Raw genomic sequence first — 26,405 nt, forward strand, 5'->3', positions numbered from 1 at the left:
AAAGTGCATAAAAATAATAATTCGATCTTCAAACACAACATCACAGCATAACTCTTTGTTTTTATAGTAGTTGAAAACATGGCACGATTTTTTCATGGCACCAACTGCAATATAAAAAATGGGTAATCCGCAACCTGTACAGGAAATTCCTCTCATGAAGTCAATTTTTAAAGTCTCCCTGGCCGCACTTTCGCTGGCCTTCGCCGTAAGCTCCCACGCAGCAGACAAACTGGTCGTTGCCACCGACACCGCATTCGTTCCTTTTGAGTTCAAGCAAGGCGATAAATATGTCGGCTTCGATATCGACCTGTGGGCCGCTATCGCCAAAGAACTGAAACTGGATTACACCCTGAAACCTATGGACTTCAGCGGTATCATCCCGGCACTGCAAACCAAAAACATCGATCTGGCGCTGGCCGGTATCACCATTACCGAAGAACGTAAAAAAGCCATCGAGTTCTCCGACGGCTACTACAAAAGCGGTCTGCTGGTGATGGTGAATGCCAACGACAACAGCATCAAAGGCATTGACGATCTGAACGGTAAAGTGGTGGCAGTGAAGAGCGGCACCGGTTCCGTTGATTACGCCAAACAACACATCAAAACCAAAGACCTGCGTCAGTTCCCGAACATCGATAACGCCTATATGGAACTGGGCACCAAGCGCGCTGACGCAGTGCTGCACGACACGCCAAATATCTTGTACTTCATCAAAACTGCCGGCGCCGGCAAGTTCAAAACCGTCGGTGAATCACTGGAAGCCCAGCAATACGGCATCGCCTTCCCTAAAGGCAGTGACGAGCTGCGCGTGAAGGTCAATGGCGCGCTGAAAACGCTGCGCGACAACGGCACCTACAACGAAATCTACAAAAAATGGTTCGGTACCGAACCTAAATAACGGATGAAGTCAGTCACTGATTCACTTGAGCACAGGGGTGGTGTCTTAGCCCCTGCGCTTTGTTGTATCTGATTCCCACGTTTGGGATCACCGGGAGAAAACACCATGCAGTTCGACTGGAGCGCCATCTGGCCCGCCATCCCCATCCTGTTAGAAGGCGCCAAAATGACCCTGTGGATTTCGGTCCTCGGTCTGATTGGTGGCCTGTTCATTGGCCTGGTGGCCGGCTTTGCCCGTACCTACGGCGGTTGGATTGCCAACCACGTGGCTCTGGTATTCATTGAAGTTATCCGCGGCACGCCGATCGTGGTACAGGTGATGTTTATCTACTTCGCCCTGCCGATGGCGTTCAACGATTTACGCATTGACCCGTTCAGCGCAGCGGTGGTCACCATTATGATCAACTCCGGTGCCTATATTGCGGAAATTACCCGTGGCGCCGTGCTGTCGATTCATAGCGGCTTCCGTGAAGCGGGCCTGGCATTGGGCCTGTCGCGCCGTGAAACCATCCGCTATGTGATTATGCCGCTGGCGCTGCGCCGCATGCTGCCGCCGCTGGGTAACCAGTGGATCATCAGCATTAAAGACACCTCGCTGTTTATCGTGATCGGCGTGGCGGAACTGACCCGTCAGGGCCAGGAGATTATTGCCGGTAACTTCCGCGCGCTGGAAATCTGGAGCGCCGTGGCGGTTATTTATCTGATTATTACCCTGGTGCTGAGCTTCGTGCTGCGTCGTCTGGAAAGAAGGATGAAAATCCTGTGATTGAATTTAAAAACGTCTCCAAGCATTTTGGGCAAACCCAGGTGCTGCACAATATCGACCTGAAAATTAATCAGGGTGAAGTGGTAGTGATTATCGGGCCTTCCGGTTCCGGCAAATCCACGCTGCTGCGCTGTATCAACAAGCTGGAAGAGATCACCAGCGGCGATCTGATCGTCGACGGGCTGAAAGCTAACGATCCCAAGGTTGACGATCGGCTGATCCGTCAGGAAGCCGGCATGGTGTTCCAACAGTTCTACCTGTTCCCACACCTGACCGCGCTGGAAAACGTCGCCTTTGGCCCCATTCGCGTGCGTGGACTGAAAAAGTCGGATGCGGAAAAGCTGGCACGTGACCTGCTGGCCAAAGTGGGCCTGGCTGAGCGTGCGCACCACTATCCTTCAGAGCTTTCCGGCGGCCAGCAACAACGCGTGGCCATCGCCCGTGCGCTGGCGGTGAAGCCGAAAATGATGCTGTTCGATGAACCGACCTCCGCGCTTGACCCGGAACTGCGCCATGAAGTGTTGAAGGTGATGCAGGATCTGGCGGAAGAAGGCATGACCATGGTGATTGTCACCCACGAAGTCGGCTTTGCCGAAAAAGTGGCGTCACGTCTGATCTTTATTGATAAGGGACGGATTGCGGAAGACGGCAATCCACATGAGTTGATCAACAACCCGCCAAGCCCACGCTTGAAAGAGTTCCTGCAGCACGTTTCCTGATTTATCCTGTTCAACGGCGGGCGTACTCTGCGCCCGCCGTTTTTATTTAGCACGCGTTCCCACTCCCCGCCTCGTATCATTTCTTACTATATTGCTTGTTTTTATTAACATTTGTATTCAATCCGCCGATTTACAGAGCCCCAAGAGAGGATAAATGCCCGCAACCGCATGCTCCCGATTCGGTTCTCATCTGCGAGAACGTTGGTTCCCCCTGCTACTGCTGCTGTTCATCTGCGTCGCTTCCCCATTGGCGCTGGCGCAACCCACGCAAAATACCGCGCCCAGCGACCAGACCGAGCAGCAAAAGGCTTCCTACACCGCACTGGCTGATATTCTGCAGGACGACAAGGCCCGCGCAGCGCTGATCGACCACCTCAGACAGGCGGCAGATGAATCGCCCAAAACCCAGACGAAACCCACCGCGTCAGAAACGCCCGAGTCGCTGAGCGACAACCTGAGCAGTTTGGCGCAGGGAGGCATCAGCACGGTAAACCAGCGGTTAAACTCGCTGCAAAAGCTGATCGACTCCGGGCCAAAACGCACCTTTAATCCCGACAGTTTTTTCCGAGCCTTGGGTTATTTTCTGCTGACGGTCGCGGTCACCTTTGCCCTGTTCCATCTGATCCGGCGGCTGATCCGCCCGCTGTACAAGCGGATGGGCAGTTGGGGCCACAACGCCAAACTGCAGCAGGGGCCGTGGTACAAGCTGCCCACGGCAATCCTCGCGGCCTTCGCCGTCGATCTGCTGGTACTGTTACTCGCACTGGCTGCGGGTAACCTGTTTGCCCGCCATGTTAATGCCGACAGCACGACCATCCTGCGCTTGCAAACTCTGTTTCTCAGCGCCTTTGCGGTTATCGAATTTTTCAAAGCCGTGCTGAGACTGATTTTTTCGCCTGACTTTGATTATCTGCGTCCCTTTGCATTTAGCGATGCCAGCGCCCACTACTGGAATAAACGCCTCGCCTGGCTAAGCGGCCTGATTGGCTACGGCCTGATGGTGGTGGTGCCGGTGGTCGCGACACAAATCAGCTACCCGGCCGCCGCGGCCGCTAATCTGGTGATCATGTTGGCGCTGACGCTGTACGCAGTGGCGCTGATCCTGCGCAACCGTAAACCAATACAACAACAGATTAACCTGCTGGCCGAACGATCCATGGCGTTCTTCAGCATCATTCTGCGTGGGCTGGGCCATGTCTGGCACCTGCTGGCAATCGCTTATTTCCTGGTGTTATTTGCGCTGTCACAGTTTGATATCGGTAACAGCCTGCGCTTTATGATGACCGCAACGGTGAAAAGTCTGGTAGCCATCGGTGTCGGCGCATTGCTCTCCGGCATGCTGACCCGCTGGATTTTTCGCCGCATTTCACTGCCGGATGACGTCAACCGGCGCTACCCGATGCTGGAACGGCGCATTAACTCCTATATCCCCAATGGCTTAAAGATACTGCGGGTGATGGTGGTGCTGGCGGTAACACTGCTGTTGTTTGACGCCTGGCACCTGATCAATCTGTATCAGTGGGCCGGCAGCGAGAACGGCGAAAAAATCATTGGCGGGCTGGTACATATCCTGCTGATTATGGTGGTCGCCGTCTTCAGCTGGACGCTAATGGCCAGCATTATCGAACACCGCCTGGCGTTGGAACTGAGCAACGGCATCCGCCCGAGTGCGCGTGAACGCACATTATTGACGCTGTTTCGCAACGTGCTGGCCATCGTGATCAGTACCATTACCATCATGATTGTGCTGTCACAGGTGGGGATTAATATTGCGCCCCTGCTGGCCGGGGCCGGGGCACTGGGCCTGGCCATCAGCTTTGGTGCGCAAACGCTGGTGAAAGACGTGATCACCGGCGTCTTTATCCAGTTCGAGAACGGCATGAATACCGGCGAGTATGTCACCGTCAGCGGCATTACCGGCACGGTGGAACGCATGACCATCCGTTCGATCGGCCTGCGGGACGACTACGGCGTGTATCACATCGTCCCCTTCTCTTCGATCACCACGCTGGCCAACTATGCCCGCGAATTTGGCGTATACCGCGCCAACTACAGCGTGAGTCGTGATGAAGACATTGATCATGTTCATGAGGTACTGCATCAGGCGGTAGACGCGTTGAAACAGGACGAGCAGGTGAAGCACTTCCTGGTGGGTGAACCGGTATTCAATGGCGTGGTGGCACTGGGTGACCGTTCCTTCACTACCCGGGTGACCGTGCGTACTCAGGCGTTGAAACAATGGGTGGTGCAGTATGCGCTCGACCGTCTGGTGAAAATGCATTTTGACCAGGCCGGTATCACCATGCCGCAGCAGGCCATGCAGCTTTCTTATGCTCCGGGCTCAGAGCAGCCGACGTAAGTAGAAACAGACGCTAGCCCCGGCAGGGGTTAGCGTCATCGACCCTAGTGTAATGCCCCACCTTGTTTTACCGAGGTAAACGTCTGCATCAGCTTCACCACATCCTGCATGCCAACATTCACCTGATTGATCACTTCCCCGGCATCGTGCGTCAGGGTAACGCCGCCGCCCGCATGCTCCACGCACACCGCCATCCCGGCGATCGCCGCCGCCACACCCTGTTGAATGTCTTTGGTGATGCGCTCAATTTCAGTCGCTGCCTGGCGCGACTGCTCTGCCAGAGTACGTACTTCGTTAGCGACTACGGCAAACCCACGCCCGTGCTCCCCCGCATGTGCCGCCTCAATAGAGGCGTTGATTGCCAGCAGATTGGTCTGGGCGGCAATTTTACGGATCGCCTCCACCATGGTGCCTATCTGTTGTGAACCGTTGCCCAGTTCGCTGACCACCGCCGAAGTATCGCGCGCCGCCGCTTCCACCTGCTGCATGCCCGCCACTGCCTGCTGTACGATCACCGCCCCTTGCGCAGCGGTCCGGTCGGTATCCAGAGAAAGATGGTGTGCGTTACGTACCATCTCTTCCTCGTGCTGTTGCTGGATCATCAGCCGGGTAATGTCCTGGGCGATTTTAACCACTTTCACCAGTCGCCCTTCCTCATCGAGGATCGGGTTATAGCTGGCCTCCAGCCAGACCCGTTCCCCGCGACGGTTTACACGTTCAAAGCGCCCGGTGATAAACTCGCCGCGCGCCAAACGTTGCCAGTGCTGACGGTAATCGTCAGAGGCGGCAAACTCAGGCGGGCAAAGCACTGCATGCGACTGCCCGCGCGCTTCCTCCAGCCGATAACCCATTAAGTTCAACATATTGTCATTAGCATCGAGGATCTTTCCCTGTGCGTTGAAAGTGATCATCGCCATGGATCGATTTAACGCGGCCAATAAACTCTGATGTTCCTGCGCCTGGATAATACGTTCCGTCACCACGCTGGCGATCTTGACGATCTCCACCACCCGCCCCTGCTTGTTCAAAACCGGGGTATAGGTGCCCTGCAGCCATACGACTTCACCGTCTTTGCGAAGGCGTTTGATATTGTCGGTAATCGGCTTACCCTGATTTAACATATCCCAGTGCTTGCGGTAGGTCGCACTCTCGGCATATTGCGAGTCGCAGAAAATACGGTGGTGTTGACCGATCACTTCCTGGCGCAGGAATCCCATAGTTTGTAGAAATAAATCATTGGCGCGCAGCACGGTGCCATCGGGTTTAAATACAATCATGGCAACGGCATTTTCTATCGCGTTCAATTCCACGCGGCTGTGGGTATTTAACTGACTGAATCGTAACAGCATAGAGTAAGGATCCTTCTGGCAGATGATTTAGCGAACAAAGGCTTCTCATTTTATTTTTATGCACGCTGCGCCCACACGCAGGCGTGCATCCCCCGGAGAAGCAGGCAGGCCTTATTCTCCGGATTACAGTAATAACCGGGTTAAATCTATCAATTTAGTAAGGTAACTATTGTTTTTTGAATAAATAATTTAATCAGGATTTTTATTATTGAATAACCACACTGAGAATAACGCAAGTTAAAGAAATTGAAAGAAAAATGCGAAATATTATTGGTGTTGGTCAAATAACCGACGCCAGATGACTTAACCTGGTTTGATGAGCCACATGGGATAGCAGCCGACTACCGGCCTCATTCAACCGACAAGCATTGGCACGGTGACAGCGTTGCAAACCGGCTTTTGGGTTGGTTTTCTTCTCCTGAAGAACTTATTAAAAAGTTAACAGTATAAATCACGCATAGGATTTGTCCTATGTGCTAATCAGAATCAGAGAGCTATAAAGCAATGACTAATAATTATACTATTTATATCAACAACCGGGGGAATGGGTTGTGAATTAACTTTTGCTTATATTCGTAGGCAATTAAACAATTCGTAATTAATCGGGATAGGAAAATTTCATGAAAAAAACTTTACTTGCTTTAGCTCTGTTCTCAAGCGTCATTTCTGCAGCTAATGCCTACGATGGTACCATTAACTTTGAAGGCTCAGTGCTGGAAACGGCCTGTACTGCAACGGCTGCGGCCTCTACGGTTCAAATGGGTGCTATCAGTAAAGCCGCATTGGGTACTGTCGGGGCTACCAGCCTGGCAAAACCGGTGAGTGTAACATTAAGCGCCTGCCCTGCTGCGGCAAAAACCGCCACCATTACATTCGCAGGTACACCGGACGCCGATAATAATCAGCTATTTAAAGTCTCTGCAGCGACAGGTACGGCAGCAACAGGTATTGGCCTTGCGCTTTATGAAGCTGATGGCAACACCCTAATAACGCCAAATACAATATCAGCTGAAAAGGCCTTAAGTGAAAACACTGCAACCGTATATAACTTTACGGCAAAATATATGGCAACAGCGGCAACAGTAACCGGTGGTGATGCAAACGTAAGCACCAGCTTTACTGTTAACTACAACTGATCATATTAAATTAATAGTGGCGATTATCAATCGCCACTTTATGACCATCTACTGTAATTAATTCGGAAGAGATCACCATGAAACTATTTGGAGCATCACTGATTGCCGTGAGTTTATTGGCAACATTCACGGCTGCGCATGCAGGTGTTATCGTCGGCGCAACAAGAGTTATTTATCATGACGCCAGTAAAGAGGAAACATTATCGGTAAAAAATCCAGAGAAAGACACACCCTATATGCTTCAATCCTGGGTTGAAAATGCCAACCATGGTCAACAAGCAAAAACCTTTGTCATCACGCCACCGATTTTTAAATTGGATCCTGGCCAAGAGACCAACTTGCGCATTGTCTATATGGGCACCGACCTTCCTAAAGACAGAGAGTCTGTTTTTTGGCTGGATGTCAAATCAACACCAGGAACACTAAAGTCGGAAGAAAACCAATTGCAGGTGTCGATCAAATCTCGCATCAAGCTGTTCTTCCGCCCAGCGGGTATTCAGGGTAATTCAGCCGAGGCTTATAAGCATTTAAAATTCAGTCGGCAAGGTAACCAACTTAACGTTAACAATCCAACGCCTTATTATGTTTCCTTTTATAGCGTGAAGATTGGTAGCAATGAGATTAAAGATACGGGCATGGTGGCACCAATGTCTAATGCATCCTGGCCACTGACCAGCGCCTCGGTAAATAGCGTGAGCTGGCAAGCCATTACCGATTTCGGTGACATTTCCGCAGTAGCAAAAAGCCAACTATAGCCCCTCCTGCTTTCATACTGCGAATGGATGCCCGAACGGGCAATGTCAATAAATAATAAAGGATGAGACCTCATAGCTGGTATGCGAGGAGTCAGTATGAAAAACTATAATCACCCTCACTGGTTAATAAAAATCGCGGCCACAGGCATCGGACTCATTGGATTACCCGCTGCGGCCAGTGGTTATTATTTCGATCCTGCCGCATTAGAAATGCAGGATCCGGCACAGCAACCGGTAGACCTCGAAAACTTATACAGCTCCGGTGGAGAAATACCGGGGGATTACCGCGTAGATATTTACCTGAACGATAACTTTATCGAAACCCGTTCGGTTAAGTTTATAAAATCGGCTGAAAATAAATTAGCGCCAGAGTTAACAGCTCAGCAACTGTCCGTTATGGGGCTAAAAAACAAAGCGTTTCCGGCATTAGAGAAATTGCCGGTCGAGCAGCCGATTACTGATATTGCAAGCTATATTCCTGATGCCAGTACTCATTTTAATTTTGAGCAACAACGCCTGGACATCAGCATTCCGCAAGCCGCACTGGACTCAAAAGCGCGGGGCTATGTCGATCCTGTTTTATGGGATCAGGGTTTGCCGGCCCTGTTATTCAATTACACCTTTAGTGGTGCCAATACTCAGCGGAACAGCCAAGCGGCCAGTGAGAATAATTACTACTTTAACCTGCAATCTGGGGCAAATCTGGGTGCCTGGCGCCTGCGCAACTATTCGACCTATACCCGGGACGATCAGGGCCAACAGAAATGGAGCTCGGTTAACACTTATCTGCAACGCGATATTCACGCGCTAAAAAGTCAATTTATCGCTGGGCAAAGCACCACCCCGGGGATGGTTTTTGACAGCAACCAATTTACCGGTGTGCAATTGGCCTCTGACGACAGCATGCTACCTGATAGCCTGAAAGGCTTTGCTCCGTCGGTGCGTGGCATTGCGCAATCTAACGCTCAGGTCACTATTCGTCAAAATGGCTACGTCATTTATCAGACTTATGTCGCACCCGGCGCGTTCGAGATTAGCGATCTGTACCCTACTTCGGCCAGTGGCGACTTGCATGTCACTATCACTGAAGCCAACGGTAGCGAACACACATTTGTTCAGCCCTTCTCTGCGGTGCCGATTATGCTACGCCAGGGGCAATTAAAATATTCGCTGGCTGGCGGACGCTATCGTTCAGCCAATGCGAATAGTCAGACACCTAATTTTAGCCAGACCTCGTTAATTTACGGACTGGCACATAGCACGACCCTTTATGGCGGCTTGCTAGGGGCGGAAAACTATTGGGCGGCAAGTCTCGGTTTAGGCCATGGCTTCGGTGATATTGGTTCACTATCAGCCGATATCACCCAGGCAAAAAGTAAATTACCCAATAACACCGACAGTACCGGGCAGTCATACCGTATTCAGTATTCTAAAGATATCGCCCTCACCGGGACCACATTTACCCTGGCCAGTTACCGTTATTCGACCGAAGGCTTTTATACTTTTCAGGAAGTGAATGAAATCGGTACGTTTCCCTCTGGGACGCCGGGCAACAGCAACGTAGGTTATAACTACAATAAACGCAGTAAATCCCAGCTGAACCTGAACCAGTCATTTAAAGAGTACGGCAGTATTTATATTTCTGCTTATCAACAAGATTATTGGCGCATGAAGGGTTACCAACGCACCATCAATACCGGTTACAGCCAGAGTATTTACGGTATCAGTTACAGCCTGAATTACAGTTATAGCCAAACGCCAGGTGCGCAAACCGGCGATAAGCAACTCTCTTTCAGCGTGCAGGTTCCATTAAGCCGCTTCCTGGCCAATAGCTGGGCGACCTACAGCATCAACTCAGGCAGCAATGGCAGTGTCACCCAGCAAGCAGGACTTAGCGGTACGGCGTTGGCAGACAATAACCTGAGCTATACGGTGCAACAAAGCCTGGCTAATCAAGGCCAGGGAAACAGCGGTAGTGCCAGTGCGCGTTACCAGGGGAGCCATGGCGAAATCAACGGGGGTTACAACTACTCCAGCGACTCACAGCAGTTTAACTACGGAATGCAAGGCGGTATCGTTGTCCATCCGTATGGCGTCACCTTCTCGCAACCCCTGGGTGACACTGTGGCATTGGTACGTGCCCCCGGCGCAGCAAACCTTAAGCTGGAAAACAATACCGGCGTCTATACCGACTCACGTGGCTATGCGGTAGTGCCTTATGTCAGTACCTACCGGAACAACCGGATTGGGCTGGATACCCGTTCGATGGGTGACAATGTGGATATCGAAACTACGGTACAAAACGTGGTGCCAACCCGCGGTGCCGTGACCTTGGCTAACTTTAAAACTCGCTTGGGCAGCCGTGTGATTATGACGTTGAGTTATCAAGGTAAACCCGTGCCGTTGGGGGCAAATGCAACCCTGGTGGAAGAGGATCAGGGTCAGCCAAACAGCGCATGGGTCGGCGATGGCGGCCAGGTCTATATCAGCGGTGTCCCAGAAAAAGGAACATTACGGGTGCAATGGGGCAAAACGGGCAATAAACAATGCACCGTAGATTTTACCTTACCTGCTGTTAAAGATAATGAAGCCACAGCATTACGTATTTTTGATGCAGTCTGTCGTTGATATTTTATTTTATACTAATTAAAGGAACTCTTATGAGTAATATTCGCGCCGCATCGACTTTATTAATATTATTTGGCACATCATTACTTTATATTTCAAAAGCACAGGCCGCTTGTTCGCACACGGCTTCTTCTTCAATCAGCGTGCCGAATATGGTCGTTCAACGTGATGCGCCGGTAGGCTCACAGATAGGCACAGAAGTAGTAGCCGGTAACGTTCAATTTTTTTCCTGTGACACAATATTGACTACTCCTTCCTGGAGCTGGTACGTCAAAAGCCACGGTAGCTATGTGACAACTATTGGTGATCGACGTATTTACAGCACCAGTATACCCGGTATTGGTTATGCTATTGGAATGGAGGACACCAATAATTGCCTTACCATAATTCGTTACGTTACTGAGACTAATAACCAAAACATGCTTTGTTATACAGATAAAGCAGGGATGTTTACAACATTTACCATGAAGGGAAAAGCCAGGCTCACTTTTTATAAAACAGCCCCGATCACAGGTTCAGGAGTGGTTAATAGCGCTAACGTGGGGGCGGCTATTCTCTTGGATAATGGCACCTGGCGGCCAGACTCAGCGCTCATCATGAACAGTTTTACGGTGACGACTACCGCCTGTTCAGTAACCAATACTGCCATTAAGGTGCCGATGGGGGATGTCCTGAAAACCGCCTTTACCGGCCAGGGTTCTACCACGGCAGAAAAAGACTTTAATATTAATCTGGACTGTGATGCGGCTACCCGGGTCAACTTAACCCTCGAAGATCCAACAGGAAAAAGCCCGCTGCCCGGGGTATTGGCACTGACCCCGGCAACCAGCGGATCAACAGCTACCGGTGTTGGTGTACAGGTGTTGTATAAAAATGCCCCAGTGACATTCGGCAACATGTTTACTATCACCACCACCACGGCCAAAAACACTCTGACTATCCCGCTAAAAGCGCGCTATTACCAAACGGCAGCTACGGTGACGGGTGGCCAGGCAAATAGCAGGGCGACCTTTACCCTAACCTATCAGTAAACATATTAAGTATGGGAGAAGCCTCCCATACGGGCACAATTAACGCCAGCGTTCTGCCGCCCAGGCGGCCTGCTGTTCTGCGTCATGGAAGGTCCAGGCGACGAAGCGGCTGATTTTTTGCCCCTGCGCCATCTCGATGGTGCGGACTTCTGCCGCCCCCGCCAGCTTCAACGCGTGATAAATCGATGGCAAGGTGGTGTGTTTGGAAATCAGCGAGGTGAACCACAGGCAGTTCTGCGCCTTGCTGACGCTTTCCTCTACCATTTTACGCACGAAGGCTTCTTCGCCGCCTTCACACCACAGCTCGTTATTTTTGCCACCGAAGTTCTGTACCGGCTTGTCGGCCACTTCGCCTTTGCCCAGCTTGTGCAGTTTGCGGCGGGTGCTGGCCTGCGATTCCTGTTCGGAACCGTGGAATGGCGGGTTACACAGCGTGGCGTCAAACTTCTCAGCCACCCCAATGATGCCGTTAAAGATAAACTCCGGCTGCTTTTGCAGGCGCAGACGCACGCTGTTTCTCAGCGTCGGGTTCATTTCGACGATCATTTTGGCCGAATTGAGCGATACCGGGTCAATCTCCGAACCGGTAAAACGCCAGCCGTACTCGCGCAGGCCAATAATCGGATAAATGCAGTTGGCACCAATGCCCACGTCTAGGATCGCCACGCCTTTACCGCGCGGGATCTCACCGTCGTTGCTGGTCGCCAGCAGGTCGGCCAGATGGTGCAGGTAATCGGAGCGCCCAGGGATCGGCGGGCACAGGTAATCGGCAGGAATGTCCCAATGCTCGATACCATAAAAATGTTGCAGCAACGCACGGTTGAGCATTTTCACCGCCGCCGGATCGGCAAAATCTACCGAGATATCGCCCCAGGCGTTCGGCTTGACGAACGGCTCCAGCCCCGGGCAACTGGCGATCAGCGCCGGGAAATCATAGCGTGAGCGATGACGGTTACGCGGGTGCAATCCGCTTTTCTGCTGCGGGAAGCTTTTCTTTTTTTCCACCGTGACGGGCTCTCTTAAAGGTATTTCTGGCGCGTAAGATACCATAAAGCAGCGGCAAACTTGCAGACGACGGGAAACGCGTCAGAATAAAAGCTCTGTTTCCCTATCTCAGGTCATCTATGAGCAGTGAGTCCCGTTATTACTATGAACCCGCCGCAGGCCATGGTTTGCCGCATGACCCGCTAAACGCCATCGTCGGCCCGCGCCCCATCGGTTGGATCTCATCGGTCAGCGTCACCGGCCAGCGCAACCTGGCACCCTACAGCTTTTTCAACTGCTTCAATTACCGCCCGCCGATCATCGGCTTCGCCAGCACCGGCTGGAAAGACAGCGTGGCGAACATTGTCGAGACAGGGGAATTTGTCTGGAACCTGGCGACTCGCCCTTTGGCCAATGCCATGAATAACAGCTCCGCCAGCCTGGCACGTGGGGAAGATGAATTTGCTTTTGCCGGCGTGACACCATTACCCAGCCGTCTGGTGAAGGCCGAACGCGTAGCAGAAAGCCCGGTGAACTTTGAATGTCGCCTGTCGCAATGCATTCAGTTGCAAAGTGCCGGCGGCGAAAAAGTGGAAACCTGGCTGATACTGGGGGAAGTGGTGGCGGTGCATATCGATCCCGCACTGCTGGACGAACATGGCGTCTATCAGACCGCCGCCGCCGAGCCGATTCTGCGTGCAGGGGGCCCAACCGCTTACTACGGCATCTCGGAACTGCACCGTTTCGATCTGACCCGGCCGGATGCGCAAAAGCGCTGAGTGACCTCATATTTTTGATAAAGAGCCCGCCGATACGCGTGATCGGCGGGCTTTTTCATTGGATTCAGACCAGACGCGCGTTAATCGCTGCCGCGAAATCACGACACATTTTTTCATCGCCCTCGGCGTTATCCGCCAGCACCTGCTCGCCATCCACCACGCGGATATGCGCCGCCAGATCGAAGTCTGCCGCAGGTTGAGGCCGGGCAGCCGCTGCCGCGATGGTCTGCTGCGCATCCTGCCACGCCTGCGCCACCGTCTGGTTACAGGCCTGCGCCAGATAGTCCGGATTAAAACCTTCACCGGTCAGACTGCGTAGCGTCTCATCGTGACTGACACCGTTACCCGGCAGCCAGTAGTGGCGCGCCAGATCCGGGCCAATCGCCGGGTTATCGGTGAGGTAACCGTCACGCTGCAGGAAGAAGTGACGTGTCTGTTCGACCGCCATCAGCGCCAACAGATAGCCCTGATAGGAACAGGCCGACTCCAGCGACAACAAATGCGGGATCGCCAGCGTCGGGCGCGGGCTGCCGCTGATGCCCAGTATTTTGTGCTCAACTTCACGCGCCAGCGCGGTAATCGCCTCCGGCGTGCACTGCTGTTCATCCCACTGATACAACGCCCACTCAAAGTACGGCACCAGCAGAATATGGCGCTCGTTGAACGCACGCATCGGCTGACGCGCAGCGATGCTGGCCTCAATCAGCGTATCCGGTACCGGCTCGCCGGTGGCGTTTTTCGCATAGCGTTTCAGCCAATCGGCGTCGTCCAGCAGGCTGTCGCAGAACATCGACTGGGTTTCCGCATAGGCCATGGAGGTCGGCGGAAACTCCTGCGAGAAACAGGGCGCGTTCTGGCAGATGTTGGCGAAGTGAGCGGCATGGCCGCCCTCATGGAACAGCGTATTCAGGCCATGAGCCCCGCTGCCCACCTGATCCGGCTGCGCCAGACTGGTGAAGTTAATCCGTGCCGGCAGCCATTTCCCCTGCTGGATAAACGGCGGCACCGGCCCATGCATAAAGCCATTTTCATACTTGCCTTCACGCACCAACAGATCGAGATCCATCTGCGCACCGCGAAAACCGATGTGCAACCGTTTAAAGCTGTTGATCCAACGCTCAAGCGACTGGGCGAACGGGAAGTAAGGATCCAGTTGGCGGGTCACATCACCGGCGCTGGCAAAGCGCACGTTCCAGGGCTCCAGCGCCTGCTCGCCCTTCTGCGCCGCCAACTGCTGCAGGCTGCGTGAATTGGCTTCACGGGTTTGCTGTTCGAAGCGATCCAGAATGGCGAACAGTTGCTCCGGCGTCATGCGCTCGGTTTTATTGACCTTGTAGTCAAAATAGTTACGAAAGCCCATCTGGCGCGCAAAGCGGTTGCGCAGGCTAATCAGCTCCGGCAGGCCGTTATGCAGCAGCCACTGCTCCAGTTCACGCAACGCCTCCTGCGAGCTGCGGCGATAGTCTTCATTTTCATTGGTGGCCTGATTGGTCAACAGTTCGCCGAGCGAGGCGTTCACCCGCTGTCCGGCGGCATTCAGATGGCTGACCGGGTTGGCCTTACGCCGGGTATAAAGGTCCGCCTCGGCACTGATAATATGATCCAGCAGCGTCTGGGCTTCAGCATCTTCAATGGCGTTACAGTCAAAGAAACGCAGCCAGCCGTTCAACCCGTGTTGCAGCGCGTCGCGCTGTGCATCCTGCGGCAGCACTTCCAGCCCAGCGAGCAACTGACGGATCTCCGCCAATCGACTCGGCTCAGCAATAAAGCGTTTATAGGCGCTTTCCGCCGCCGAGAAGCGTGCAGAAACATCGTCACCGCCAGTGCCCATATAGTTCTGCCAGAACAGATCTTCTTTGGTGCGGTGAACCTCAAGGTAATCCTGATTCAATTGATTAAAGTAATCGAGAGCCTGTTGCATAACCATCCTTTCAGCCGATTCGCGAAGTATTCCAGTATAGACGATGGGATTTACGCGCTGCGTAAACGCTCCAGTCCCTGCTCCAGGCTGCCGACTTCACCGGTAGCCAGCAAACAACAGGCAATCTGGCGCTGGATCGCCAGTGGGATTGCCACTTCCCCCGCCAGACAACGTTCGGTCCAGCGTGCGGTGGTTTCGGCATCTTTTGCTGCCGGCAGATCAGGCACTTCATCCTGCCCCGGCCGCTCCAGCAGCACCTGCTGCTCGCCGTTAACGATGTAATGGATCTGCGGGCAACGCTGCGGATTGGCATAGGCCTCGCCTTCGGTACCGTGCATCAACAACCCACGGGCGCCGATCTGGCGGAAAAATGATGCCACCCGACCAACGTATTCCGGGTGCGACACGCTGGCGATACGCAGCACATCCTGCCCGCCAAAAGGCGTGGCCAGTTTGGCCAGCGTATGGGCGCTGTTACGCACTCCCATGCGCCAGCGCATCCCGAGTTGACGATCCAGAGGTGCAGACAAGGCCGAAACCGGGATAAATACCGCTTCACCCTGATCCAGACGCTGCTGGGCATCGGCGGCATCTTGCGACCAGGGCAGACCCAACGCCTGGAAAGTTTCGGCACTGGTGACACGGGTACTGTCATCCAACACGCCATGCACCACGACCGGCAGACCGACACGCTTGAGCAACAGTGCCAACAGCGGCGTCAGGTTCGCCTGTTTGCGCGCACCGTTATAGCTCGGCAACACCACCGGCATCGGCCTCCCTTGCGGTGCCTGCAGACACATCACCTGCTGCTGCATCGCCTGGTAAAAACCGAGCATTTCCTCTTCGGCTTCCCCTTTGATGCGCATGGCAATCAGGATGCCACCCAGTTCCAGCTCGCCCACTTCACCGGCCAGCATCTTTTGATAGAGCTGAAAGGCGGTTTCCCGGTCCAGATCGCGCGCATGGTTCTTGCCACGGCCTATTTCTTTGATAATTTTGGTGTAATCCATCGTCTGCGTTCCCCTGATTCAGTCTGGGATCAGCATACCTTATCCACGCCGCCGCTCAACCTCATCCGCCAGTCGCTGCTGGTCTGTATCACCGACACGCAGCGCGGCAATCACCCCGTCAACGTCTTCGGTGCTGCGGTTCTGGCTCATCTTCCCTTTGCCTTCACGGCGAGTCACAGCGATCTCGATGCCGACAATGCCCTTGATTTGCGCCGCAATGTAATGGGCCGGGGCGTCGTCGATACGCCAGGGTTCAGGCTGGCGTCCTTCCTGCAACGCCGTCAATCCTTCCAGTTGTTGCCGTAACCAGCCCGCGTCCTTCGTTACCCGGGGCACTCCGTGCAGTTGCACCACACTGTAATTCCAGGTCGGCACCACCTTGCCGGTCTGACGCTTGGTTTCATACCAGCCGGGCGAGATATATCCCTCTGGCCCCTGAAATATCACCAGGCATTCCTGCACCTTTTGTAACAACGTCCAGTGGGGATTGGCGCGGGACAGGTGCGCCCGCAGCACCACGTTTCCCTGCTCATCGGCGTCAATCAAAAACGGCAACGGGTCGGTTACCAGGCCCTGCTCGCCCTGGCTGATTAACATGCCCAACGGGTGGGTACGAACCAGCGCAATTTGACTTTCCAGGCAGTCATCACGAAATGAAGCGGGTTGATACATGGCGTTGGGCATCCTTTAGCGTTATCGGGGCGATGAAATAGCAATAACACTCGCCAGCAGTTTACTGAAGAGCCACTTTGCGCTGTTGTTGGATGATCCACCTCAGCAGCACAAAGGCGACAACCATCGCCAGCAGGTTGTAAACCATTGCCCCGGCAAACGCCTGCCCATAGCTTTCTGCACCGGCGCCACCGGCCAGCAAAGGGACAAAGAACGCGCCACTGGCGGCAATCCCCAGTGCTCCGCCGACCTGCTGCACGGTGGAAATCACCCCGGCGGCCATCCCGGCCTGCTGTTGTTTTGCCAGTCCGAGCACCAGATTAAGCAACGGCGTCATGCTCAGTGCCTGGCCAAAGCCCAGGATCACCAACCCCGGCAACAACCACAGTGGCTGCACCAGCGCCGCCCCCCACAATACCTGCACCACCAGCAGCGCCATCCCCGCGGCATAAATCACCACGCCAAGTGCCAACACGCCATTGCCCCAACGCTGCGCCAGCATCGGTGCCAAAAATGAAGCCAGCATAAAAGCCACGCTGGCGGGGGCAAACAGGCTGCCGGCCTGAAACGGCGTCAGGCCAATGCCTGCCTGTAGCAGCAGGGCAAAACACAGGAAGAACGAAGAAGCGGTCGAGTAAATCGCCAACACCACCGCCACGCCTGGGGCGAAACTCCCCTGCCGCAGCAACGCCGGATCGAGCACTGCGTCCCCGGCGCCCAGCGCCAACCGGCGTTCCCAGCGAATAAAGCCCCACAGCACCGCCACGCTCAGCGCCAGCGCAGGCAATACCCACCAGGGCCAGCCGCGTGACGGCCCTTCCAGCAGCGGAACCAGCAACAGCAGCAACCCGCTGGCCGCCAACAGCAGGCCAACGCCGTCCAGCCGCTGTGCCTGTTCAAGGCGTGACTCGGGAATGCGCCGCGCCGCCAGCATCGCCAGCGCCCCCACCGGCAGGTTGATCAGGAAAATCATCCGCCAGCCGCTACCGAAAATATCGGCTTCAATAATAAAGCCACCGAAGATCTGACCGACAATGGCCGCCAGTCCCAGCGTCATGCCCAGCCAGGCAAAAGCGCGCCGCCGCTGGTGCTCACTGTAAAGCACGCGCAACAGCGCATAGATCTGCGGGAACAACAACGCCGCCGTTGCCCCTTGCAGAAAACGCGCCACGATCAGCATGCTGAGGGAGGTCGCCATACCGCACAGCGCCGACGTCAGCGTAAAGCCCAACATGCCCAAGCTGAACATGCGACGGCGACCAAAGCGATCGCCCAACCGCCCACCGGCAATCAGTAACACGCCGAATGCCAACTCATAACCGGCAATAATCAGCCCGATGCCGGCAAAGTCGGCGGCGAACTGCTGCTGGATCACCGGGGCTGCCACGTTCACCACAAACAGGTCAAACACCGTCACAAAACCGCCCAGCAACAGCACCGGTAATCCAGGCAGACGACGATCGTCCTCCGCTAATGACTGTTCCATAAATGCCTCCAAAGATTGAGATGGCGGCAGTATGGAACATGTCCTAAACTGTTACTATATAGCCAGTTATACTATTACTAACAGCAACAGGACAGCCACTATGCCACCGCGCACCCTCAATCGAACCCGTCAGGATCTGGCCGATTTTCTGCGTCAAAAGCGGGAGAAATTATCGCCGCAGGCCGTCGGCTTGCCGAGTGGTACCCGACGCCGGACGCCGGGGCTGCGGCGCGAAGAGGTGGCCGCACTGGCGGGGGTGGGCCTTACCTGGTACACCTGGCTGGAACAGGGGCGGGAGATCAACGCCTCGGTGGATTTTTTGGAAAACCTGGCGCGGGTGCTGAAGCTGGATGCCACCGGGCGCTACCATCTGTTTTTGCTGGCGCATCAGCGGCCGCCGGTGCCGGTCGGCCATCAATGGTGTCAGGTATCGCCGCTGGTACGCCGCCTGCTGGACGACCTGAAACTGCGCCCGGCTTACGTCATGAACCTGAGCTGGGACATCATCGCCTGGAACCCGGCGGCGGATCGGCTGTTTGCCATCGGCGATCGCCCGGCGCAACAACGCAACATGCTGTGGATGCTGTTCGCCGATCCACAGCTCAACCAGCGGCTGATGGAGTGGCAGGCGCAAGCGCCGCAAATCCTGGCCAGCTTTCGCCGCGACTATGCCCGCTCACCGGAAGACGCCACCATGCAGCAGCGGGTTCAGACGCTGGAGCAGGTATCACCGCAGTTCCGCCAACTGTGGCAGCAGCATGACATTCACGGCCTCTGTCAGGGGCAGCGTACTTTCACAGTGCCGGATGCCGGCCAGGTGACGTTCGAACATGCATCGTTCATTGTCGATGAGGAAAATCATTTGCGACTGGTGATGTACAGCGCGCTGGCGCAATGCCCGGCCAGCGCGGCGTTTGAAGCGTTATTGCAGGCTTAAGGCTATTTGCGGCTGTCAAAAATCAGCTTGCAGGCCAGCCCGGCGAATACGCCACTCAGCAGGTAGTTCGGCCAGCGCACGCTGAAGCGGCGGCCGACAAAGCGACTTTTCATACTGCTGACCGCCATGATCAACCCGCCGTTAATCAGCAGTCCCACCAGATTCAGCACCGTCGCCAGTAACAGCATCTGCACCACCAGCGAACCGGCCTGCGGATCGATAAACTGCGGGAACAATGCCAGAACGAACAGCGCCATTTTGGGATTGAGGATATTGGTGAACAGCCCTTGTCGAAAAATCCGCATGGCAGGTACTGCCACTAACCCGGCAGAAGCCTGCAAACTGCTGCCGGTTCGCAGCGTTTTCCAGGCCAGATACAGTAAATAGGCCGCCCCCAACATGCGCACCGCGTCATAGGCCAGCGGCACCGCAACAAACAGTTGCGACAGGCCTAACGCCGCCGCCAGTGCGTGGCAATAGGTACCAAGCTGGATCCCCGCCAATGACGCGAACCCCGCGCGACGCCCCTGACTGACGCTGCGTGAAGCGATCAGCAACATATCCGGGCCGGGAGTCACCGTCAGCGCCAGGCAGGCGCCGGAAAACAACAAAAGTGTGGAAGCATCAACCATAAATCACCTGCTGCACCGTAGCGGAAAACAGGTTTTATCATAGCCCTGCCTCCGCCGTTTACCAGTGGCAAATCACTGCCACGGCGCTTTGGGGGTAAAAGCCGCCAGCAGGGCGTCAATCGCCACCCGTATCCGCAGCGGCATGGTGGTGCCTTTTAGCCAGACCACGTGGATCGCCAGCCCTGCGCCGCAGCTGCCTGGCAAGATCTCACGCAATGCTCCCATCATCAGTGCATCGTGTGCCAACCAACGTGGCAGCATGGCAATACCCTGCCCGGCGCAGGCGGCGCTAAGTACCGCCTCCATATTCCCCAACCGCAAGCGGGTCGGCGGCAACAGTCGCTGGGGTTTACCCTGCTCATCCAGCAAGTGCCAGAGCTGGCTGCGCCCGTCACGCAGCATGCCAATCGCCTGATGCTGCACCAGCTCAGCCAACCTGCCGGGCTGCCCCTGCCGTTTTAGATAAGCCGGAGCGGCGCAAAGTATTTGCTGCTGCTCACCCAATTGGCGTGCGGTGATCGCGGCGGCATCACCGGGCGAGCCAATACGCACCGCCAGATCGATTCCCTCTTCCGCCAGATCTGCCGCACGGTTGGAAAACAACGCCTCGATCTGCAACTGCGGGTAGCGATCCGCCAACGCCAGCAGCGGCGGCATCACCCATTTTTGGCCAAACAACACCGGCAGTGACACCCGCAGGCGCCCCTCCGGCGTGCGGGCACGGGCTGCCAGTTGGCTTTCCGCCGCCTCCAGTGCCGCCAACGCTTTCAGGCAATCGTCATAAAATAACTGCCCTTCGTCGGTCAATGACAGGCTGCGCGTAGTGCGCTGAAATAACCGCACCTGCAGGCGTTGCTCCAGCCGCGCCACCGCTTTACCCACGGTTGAGCGCGAAAGCCCAAGCTGTTCGGCCGCGCGACTAAAACCCCCGGCCTGAACCGCCTGCACAAAAGCGCGGATCGCATGTAACCGTTCGCTGGAGATCATGGTGATTCCTTTATTGGCGATATTAATTCGCCTATTAAACGATGAAACGCCGCCACTGGCTACAGCAAGCCCTGAGTAAACTGAATGCACTCTTTTCAACCGGGAAATACCTCATGAGCGAACACAGCGAAACCCTGACCGCTACCGGAACTCCCCGTTTGTGGCGATTGCTGATCGGCATAAGTATCGCCAGCTTTTTGGGCTGTATCGATTTCACCATCGTCAATACCACCATTCCGGCGATCCAGCGTGAACTGACAACCAGCCTGAGCAGCGTGCAATGGGTGATGACCCTGTTCGTGATGGCGCTGTGCGCCTTTATGGTCAGCGCGGGGCGGCTGGCCGATTTATACGGCCGTCGTCGGGTGCTCTACTGCGGGATGCTGGTATTTGCCGGCGCTTCGCTGGGGGCCGGGCTGGCAGGCAGTATTGAGCAGCTCAACGTCTGGCGCTTTGTGCAGGGGGCGGCCTGTGCGGTGCTGTACACCGCGACCACCGCCATTGTCGCCGATGCCTGGCCACCACGGCAGCGCGGCCGGGCGATTGGTATTTTACTGGCGGTCAACGGACTGGGCTTGGCTATCGGCCCGGTCGCCGGTGGCTTGCTGGTCGGTTCGCTGGGTTGGCGTTGGGTGTTTCTGTTGAACGTACCGCTGATCGCACTGAGTTTTGCCTTCTGCCTGGGCACGGTGCAGGAGTCACGCGCCCAGCAAGGGGCCCGGCTGGATATTCCCGGCCTGCTGCTGTTGGTGATTGGCGTCGCCAGCCTGTTGCTGGCCATCAGCCAGGGCGGTCAATGGGGCTGGCTAACTGCGAAAACCGGGCTGACGATGGCAGTAGCTATCACCGCTCTGGCCTTGCTGCTGCCGGTTGAACGTCGGGCACCTTCCCCGCTGGTGCCGCTGGCACTGCTGCGTCACCCGGCTTTATTGCGCGTCTGTCTGTTAAGCGCACTGTTGGCCTTCTTCTACTGCGCCGCCTTCTTCCTGATGCCTGTTTACCTGGAAAGCACCCGCCACTACGACGGCGTGATGCTGGGGTTATTGCTGTTGCCCACCACCGCCGTAATGGCGTTGATCTCCCCCTGGGTCGGCAGGTGGGTGGATAAATCCGGCCCGCGACCGGCGTTGATCCTCGGTTTTGCCGCCCTGGCCGCCTCTGCTGCATTGCAAAGCCGATTTAACCTCGGCAGCCCGCTGCCGTTGCTGCTCGGGGCCTTCGCCCTGATGGGGCTGGGCTGGGGCTGCATTCTTGGCCCGCTGGTGTTGGCGACGCTCAGCACCGTCAGCGAGGCACAAAGCGGCGGCGCGCTGGGCATCACCTGGACGCTGCACAACCTTGGCGGCGCAGTGGGCCTGGCCGTGGCGGCGCTGATTTACCCGACCTATGGCTATCAGGCGGTGATGCTGTTGTTACTGGCGCTGTCACTGTTCGGGTGCCTGCTTGCCGCCTGGCGCCGCCATTAGCTGACCCCGGCGTTCACCCAGCAGGTTCATGCCCGCGGCCGCCAGCAGGATGATGGCCGCACCGGCAAACTGCAGCGCCACCAGCCGATGACCAAATGCCAGCCGATCCACCAGCATGGCGGCAATCGGATAAATAAACGACAGTGAGCCGATCAGGTTGGTCGGCAACTTTTGGATCGCGCCATACAACAATACGTACATGATCCCAGTGTGTAATACCCCGACCGTCACCAACATGCCCCACTGTCCGGCACTGGCCGAGGCATGGAAATCCACCAGCGGTAACAGCATCACTACGCCGACCGTGACCTGGATCAGCGCAATCAGGTGCGGCGGCGTCCCTTTCAGTCGTTTGGCGGCCAGCGCCATCAGGGCATAGAAAAATGCCGCCCCTAACGCCAGCAGAATGCCCATCAGATAGTTGTTCTGTCCGCTCGCCTGTTTCGGCTGCGCCAACACCACCAGCATCATGCCGACAAATGCCAGCACCAACCACAGCAGCTTGCGAGCGGTCAGCTTCTCGCCGAGGAACACTGCGCCCAGCGCCACCAGCATAAACGGCTGGGTGTTGTACACCGCGGTAGCGATAGAGATCGACGCATAAGAATAAGCGGCAAACAGCAGCAACCAGTTGATCACCAGCGCGATGCCACCGGCAATCGCCACCAGCAGCGTAGTGCGCGTCAAAATGTCACGTCGCAGTTGGCCCAGCGCCGCGCAGATGGCCAGCAGCACCAGCGCGCCCACCGCACAGCGCCAGAACACCACGTTAATCACCGGTTGGCCGGACATCAGCACAAACCAGCCAATGGTGCCGGAAATCAGCATCGCGGCGATCATCTCCAGCGAGCCGCGTTTTATCTCTGCATTCATGGTTGTTTCCTCAGGGTAGTCCAATACGCTTATCTTGCGGCTTTCCCGCGCCGGTTTCCATGGCATAAAAAAGGCCATTATGCTTAACTGCCTTTTTATCGAAGGCATAAAACATAAATAACCTAATGGAGGCTTTATGGATGATATCGATCGCCAGATCCTGACCCTGCTGGCCGAGGATGCACGGGTATCGCTGAAAACCCTCAGTGCCCGCGCCGGGCTGTCGTCACCCAGCACTTCGGAACGGCTGCGGCGGCTGGAAGAAAGTGGTGTGATCCAGGGCTACACCCTGAACGTAGATTTACAGGCGTTGGGCTACGCTTTTCAGTCACTGGTACGCATCAAACCGCTACCGGGCATGCTGAAGAAGGTTGAACAGATGATCCAGGCGACCCCGGAGGTGATTGAGTGTGACAAGGTGACCGGCGAGGACTGCTTTATCGTGCGTCTGGTGGCGCATTCGATGGAGCAACTCGACCAGACCCTGGATCGTCTGGCCGAGTGCGCGCAAAGCAACACGTCTATCGTCAAAACCACGCCGGTGAAGCGCCGCCTGCCGCCGCTGCTTTGATTAACGTGTACGTCGACGGGCGAACGGATCCTTGCGCTTTTTGTCTTTTTTCTCCGCCGCAGCGGCAGATTTGACGGCGGCCAGGTGTGCCTTGTCGGCTTCCGGCACTTCGCGCTGTTCGATAGGAAACACCGGCAGCGCCGCCAGCAAACGCGAGCCGTAGCTTTTGGTCAGCAGGCGACGATCGTAAATCACGATCTCGCCGTGGCATTCATTACTGCGGATCAGTCGGCCCACTTGCTGGATCAGGTTGAACGAAGCACTTGGCAGGCTCTGTACCTCAAACGGATAGCGCTTCAGCGACTTCAGCCATTCGCCCTCGGTCAGGATCACCGGGCTGTCGATCGGCGGGAAGGCGATTTTGTGGATATGCACCTGGGTCAGCAGCTCACCTTTCAGATCCAGCCCTTCGGCGAACGACTGCAGGCCGATCAACACGCTGGCGGTGCCCTTCTCGACCCGTTTGCGGTGCTCTTCCACTAACCGGTAGCGCGGTTGATCGCCCTGTACCAGCAACATCAGGCGCAGATCGGTGACGTAGCTGAGAAAGGTCTGCATCGCCCGGTGGCTGCTGAACAAAATCAGCATGCCCTTGTGCTTGCCGCTGGCCTGCTCGGCTCGGAAAAAGCGCGCCATCTCTTCCAGATGTTCGGCCTCATTGGCCATCGCCGGCTCAAAGCGCATGTTCGGAATGACAATCTTGCCCTGCTCTACGTGATTGAACGGCGAAGACAGGGATTCGAAACGATCGCCGGCCTTTTCACTCAGCCCACTCATTTCTTGCAGACGCGCAAAGCTGTTCAGCGAGCGCAGCGTCGCCGAAGTGATCACTACGTGCGGCACCTTGCGCCACAGCAGCTTTTCCAATTGATCGCTGACGCGGATCCCCACGCAGTGCAGATACAGATGGGTCACGTTATCGCGCAAGTCGCGCGTGACCCATTTGGAGATCGGCGCATTGGAAGACTTGTCCAACGCAGCCAGCCGCCACAGTTTGCTCATCGCCTCCAGATAACCCAGGGTGCGACTCATCTGAATGATGGAGCGGTGCAGACGCACAATGTCGTGCTTGCCGGTCTGTTCGCTGAGATCGTTGACGATAAACTCCGCCACCCCGCGCAAAGCGTCAGTCAGCTTGAACAAGCGTGCGCAGGTTTCCACCATTTCCGCCGGCAGTTCGCCCATTTCAAAACGGTGTTCGGCGATAACGGTGTCCGTCGGCAGATAAGCGCTGACCTGATGCTCGAAAGTCTGGATCAGTTCGCGCAGTTCTTCACAATGGTTTTTCAAACGTTCGTCGTTCGCCAACCCCGGCGGGCTTTTCGGCCGGTATTGCGTCATGCACTGCTCAACGTGACGCACGATCATGTCCAACTGCAGGTTGGTCGACAATGCGGTGATTTCGCCCTCAATCTCCAGTGCGTCACGCGCCACTTCCGGCAGATGGTGGCCTTCGTCCAGCACCAGCAGCAGCTCTTTCGGGTTGGGCAGCACCGATTCGGTTTCCAGCGCCGCCATCACCAGCGCATGGTTAGCCACCACCACATCTGCGGTCTCAATTTCTTTGCGGGCAATATAAAACGGGCATTCACGGATGTAATGGCAGTTGCGGCCCAGGCAGTTGGCTTTATCGGTGCTCAGTTTGATCCACAGCGGATCGTCAATCGACAACTGATAATGGTCGCGCAGCCCGTCCCACTCATGGCGGCTGAGCGCTTTGCTCAGCTTTTGGCACAGCGCCTGCTCTTCACCATTGGAAGGGGCCAGTTCGTCACCCAGAAACAGCATCAGGTCACCCTGCTCGCTGACGTCCGTGCTCAGCGCCGCCAGGTTACGCGGGCAAACATAACGCCCGCGACCGAAGGCACCGGTAAATTTCAGATCGGGAATGATCTTCTTCAGCAGCGGCAAATCTTTGCTGTAGATCTGATCCTGTAGCGCCACGTTAGCGGTGCTGACCACCAAAGGTTTGCTCTCGGCGCGGCCAACGGCGATCCCCGGGATCAGGTATGACAAGGTTTTGCCTACGCCGGTCGGTGCCTCAATCGCCAGATGGCGCGGATAATCACCGGCCAGCGTTTTCGCCACTTCGGCGATCATCTGCCGTTGCGGTGCACGGGAAATAAAATCCGGTATTTGCTGCTGCAGGGCTTTGTACCACTGGCCAATCTGATCTTTAACTGCGGGGGAGAGCGCCATTCAACTCTATATCTCTACGAAATGATGGCGCTATTGTCCCACAGACCGTCGGCCGCGTCAGCCTGGCCTTCGATCATTGAGGCGCGACCCGCACTGAACGATCCTTCTTCATAGATTAATCATCCATAAAATCAGGACAGTTCAAATGAAGTAGCCACGTTCGAAACGGCCGTATACATAAACCTCACACATGATTTATCCAACAACCTGGAGCCGTGCCGATGACAGCCGACAGTCATCCAGAGAAG

Annotated in this window: 22 protein-coding genes; 12 read left to right on the forward strand and 10 right to left on the reverse strand. The window is 55.6% G+C overall.

Annotation, left to right across the window (positions count from 1 at the left end; all coding sequences use genetic code 11):
- The first annotated feature begins 154 nt into the window (after nucleotides 1-154).
- From glnH to ybiO, 4 genes are all read left to right on the forward strand, one after another.
- Nucleotides 155-898, forward strand: coding sequence for a glutamine ABC transporter substrate-binding protein GlnH (gene glnH / locus OC597_RS02725; protein ID WP_085115857.1), 744 nt, complete (start codon nucleotides 155-157; stop codon nucleotides 896-898).
- 105 nt (nucleotides 899-1,003) lie between these two features.
- Nucleotides 1,004-1,663 (forward strand): glutamine ABC transporter permease GlnP, encoded by a 660-nt coding sequence (gene glnP, locus OC597_RS02730; protein WP_085115856.1) that lies wholly within the window; start codon nucleotides 1,004-1,006, stop codon nucleotides 1,661-1,663.
- A complete protein-coding gene (gene glnQ / locus OC597_RS02735; RefSeq protein WP_012005910.1) occupies nucleotides 1,660-2,382 on the forward strand; it encodes a glutamine ABC transporter ATP-binding protein GlnQ in 723 nt (240 codons plus the stop codon). Before glnP ends, glnQ begins: the two co-directional genes overlap by 4 nt.
- Nucleotides 2,383-2,536: 154 nt before the next feature.
- Nucleotides 2,537-4,741, forward strand: a complete 2,205-nt coding sequence (gene ybiO / locus OC597_RS02740; protein ID WP_261251991.1) for a mechanosensitive channel protein — start codon at nucleotides 2,537-2,539, stop codon at nucleotides 4,739-4,741.
- Between the two features lie 44 nt (nucleotides 4,742-4,785).
- Here the strand turns inward: ybiO and OC597_RS26625 are convergent, their stop codons facing one another.
- A complete protein-coding gene (locus OC597_RS26625) occupies nucleotides 4,786-6,090 on the reverse strand; it encodes a methyl-accepting chemotaxis protein (RefSeq protein ID WP_316044855.1) in 1,305 nt (434 codons plus the stop codon).
- Nucleotides 6,091-6,710: 620 nt separating this feature from the next.
- Between OC597_RS26625 and OC597_RS02755 the strand changes: the two genes are divergently transcribed.
- The 4 genes from OC597_RS02755 to OC597_RS02770 all read left to right on the forward strand — a co-directional run bounded on the left by OC597_RS02755 (nucleotide 6,711) and on the right by OC597_RS02770 (nucleotide 11,640).
- Nucleotides 6,711-7,226 carry a fimbrial protein gene (locus OC597_RS02755; RefSeq protein WP_262207335.1) on the forward strand — a complete coding sequence of 172 codons (516 nt, stop codon included), beginning with the start codon at nucleotides 6,711-6,713 and terminating at the stop codon, nucleotides 7,224-7,226.
- A 77-nt stretch (nucleotides 7,227-7,303) separates the two neighbouring features.
- Nucleotides 7,304-7,981 carry a fimbrial biogenesis chaperone gene (locus OC597_RS02760; protein ID WP_262207337.1) on the forward strand — a complete coding sequence of 226 codons (678 nt, stop codon included), beginning with the start codon at nucleotides 7,304-7,306 and terminating at the stop codon, nucleotides 7,979-7,981.
- 96 nt (nucleotides 7,982-8,077) lie between these two features.
- On the forward strand, nucleotides 8,078-10,609 hold the full coding sequence (locus OC597_RS02765) for a fimbria/pilus outer membrane usher protein (protein WP_262207338.1): 2,532 nt from the start codon (nucleotides 8,078-8,080) through the stop codon (nucleotides 10,607-10,609).
- Nucleotides 10,610-10,641: 32 nt separating this feature from the next.
- A complete protein-coding gene (locus tag OC597_RS02770; protein ID WP_261251987.1) occupies nucleotides 10,642-11,640 on the forward strand; it encodes a fimbrial protein in 999 nt (332 codons plus the stop codon).
- 39 nt (nucleotides 11,641-11,679) lie between these two features.
- On the opposite strand, the gene rlmF is transcribed toward OC597_RS02770, so the two are convergent.
- Nucleotides 11,680-12,645, reverse strand: a complete 966-nt coding sequence (rlmF, locus tag OC597_RS02775; RefSeq protein ID WP_170287984.1) for a 23S rRNA (adenine(1618)-N(6))-methyltransferase RlmF — start codon at nucleotides 12,643-12,645, stop codon at nucleotides 11,680-11,682.
- Nucleotides 12,646-12,764: 119 nt separating this feature from the next.
- Between rlmF and OC597_RS02780 the strand changes: the two genes are divergently transcribed.
- Nucleotides 12,765-13,403 carry a flavin reductase family protein gene (locus OC597_RS02780; RefSeq protein ID WP_261251986.1) on the forward strand — a complete coding sequence of 213 codons (639 nt, stop codon included), beginning with the start codon at nucleotides 12,765-12,767 and terminating at the stop codon, nucleotides 13,401-13,403.
- A gap of 64 nt (nucleotides 13,404-13,467) precedes the next feature.
- Here the strand turns inward: OC597_RS02780 and OC597_RS02785 are convergent, their stop codons facing one another.
- The 4 genes from OC597_RS02785 to OC597_RS02800 all read right to left on the reverse strand — a co-directional run bounded on the left by OC597_RS02785 (nucleotide 13,468) and on the right by OC597_RS02800 (nucleotide 18,492).
- A complete protein-coding gene (locus tag OC597_RS02785; protein WP_261284005.1) occupies nucleotides 13,468-15,324 on the reverse strand; it encodes a M3 family metallopeptidase in 1,857 nt (618 codons plus the stop codon).
- Nucleotides 15,325-15,374: 50 nt separating this feature from the next.
- The gene (gene ybiB, locus OC597_RS02790) at nucleotides 15,375-16,334 is read right to left on the reverse strand and encodes a DNA-binding protein YbiB (RefSeq protein ID WP_262207342.1); all 960 of its coding nucleotides are present in this window, start codon (nucleotides 16,332-16,334) and stop codon (nucleotides 15,375-15,377) included.
- A gap of 39 nt (nucleotides 16,335-16,373) precedes the next feature.
- Entirely contained in the window at nucleotides 16,374-17,006 is a 633-nt protein-coding gene (locus OC597_RS02795) for an FMN-binding negative transcriptional regulator (RefSeq protein WP_262207343.1), read from the reverse strand.
- A gap of 61 nt (nucleotides 17,007-17,067) precedes the next feature.
- Nucleotides 17,068-18,492 (reverse strand): MFS transporter, encoded by a 1,425-nt coding sequence (locus tag OC597_RS02800; protein WP_262207344.1) that lies wholly within the window; start codon nucleotides 18,490-18,492, stop codon nucleotides 17,068-17,070.
- Between the two features lie 100 nt (nucleotides 18,493-18,592).
- On the opposite strand from OC597_RS02800, the gene OC597_RS02805 reads away from it, so the two are divergent.
- A complete protein-coding gene (locus tag OC597_RS02805; protein ID WP_262207346.1) occupies nucleotides 18,593-19,429 on the forward strand; it encodes a helix-turn-helix transcriptional regulator in 837 nt (278 codons plus the stop codon).
- Between the two features lie 2 nt (nucleotides 19,430-19,431).
- Here the strand turns inward: OC597_RS02805 and OC597_RS02810 are convergent, their stop codons facing one another.
- Together OC597_RS02810 and OC597_RS02815 are read right to left on the reverse strand one after the other, a co-directional pair.
- On the reverse strand, nucleotides 19,432-20,061 hold the full coding sequence (locus OC597_RS02810) for a LysE family translocator (protein ID WP_261284002.1): 630 nt from the start codon (nucleotides 20,059-20,061) through the stop codon (nucleotides 19,432-19,434).
- A 72-nt stretch (nucleotides 20,062-20,133) separates the two neighbouring features.
- Nucleotides 20,134-21,048, reverse strand: a complete 915-nt coding sequence (locus OC597_RS02815; RefSeq protein ID WP_262207348.1) for a LysR family transcriptional regulator — start codon at nucleotides 21,046-21,048, stop codon at nucleotides 20,134-20,136.
- Nucleotides 21,049-21,161: 113 nt separating this feature from the next.
- Between OC597_RS02815 and OC597_RS02820 the strand changes: the two genes are divergently transcribed.
- A complete protein-coding gene (locus tag OC597_RS02820; RefSeq protein WP_262207349.1) occupies nucleotides 21,162-22,514 on the forward strand; it encodes a DHA2 family efflux MFS transporter permease subunit in 1,353 nt (450 codons plus the stop codon).
- Here the strand turns inward: OC597_RS02820 and OC597_RS02825 are convergent.
- Nucleotides 22,473-23,387, reverse strand: coding sequence for a DMT family transporter (locus OC597_RS02825; protein WP_262207351.1), 915 nt, complete (start codon nucleotides 23,385-23,387; stop codon nucleotides 22,473-22,475). The genes OC597_RS02820 and OC597_RS02825 overlap by 42 nt on opposite strands.
- A gap of 136 nt (nucleotides 23,388-23,523) precedes the next feature.
- Here OC597_RS02825 and OC597_RS02830 point away from each other — a divergent pair, with 136 nt between their 5' ends.
- Entirely contained in the window at nucleotides 23,524-23,958 is a 435-nt protein-coding gene (locus tag OC597_RS02830; protein ID WP_261462130.1) for an Lrp/AsnC family transcriptional regulator, read from the forward strand.
- Here the strand turns inward: OC597_RS02830 and dinG are convergent, their stop codons facing one another.
- A complete protein-coding gene (dinG, locus tag OC597_RS02835) occupies nucleotides 23,959-26,157 on the reverse strand; it encodes an ATP-dependent DNA helicase DinG (RefSeq protein WP_261251975.1) in 2,199 nt (732 codons plus the stop codon).
- Nucleotides 26,158-26,405 lie beyond the last annotated feature (248 nt).

The sequence above is a fragment of the Serratia proteamaculans genome, from assembly GCF_946227095.1.
Classification (GTDB): domain Bacteria; phylum Pseudomonadota; class Gammaproteobacteria; order Enterobacterales; family Enterobacteriaceae; genus Serratia; species Serratia proteamaculans_E.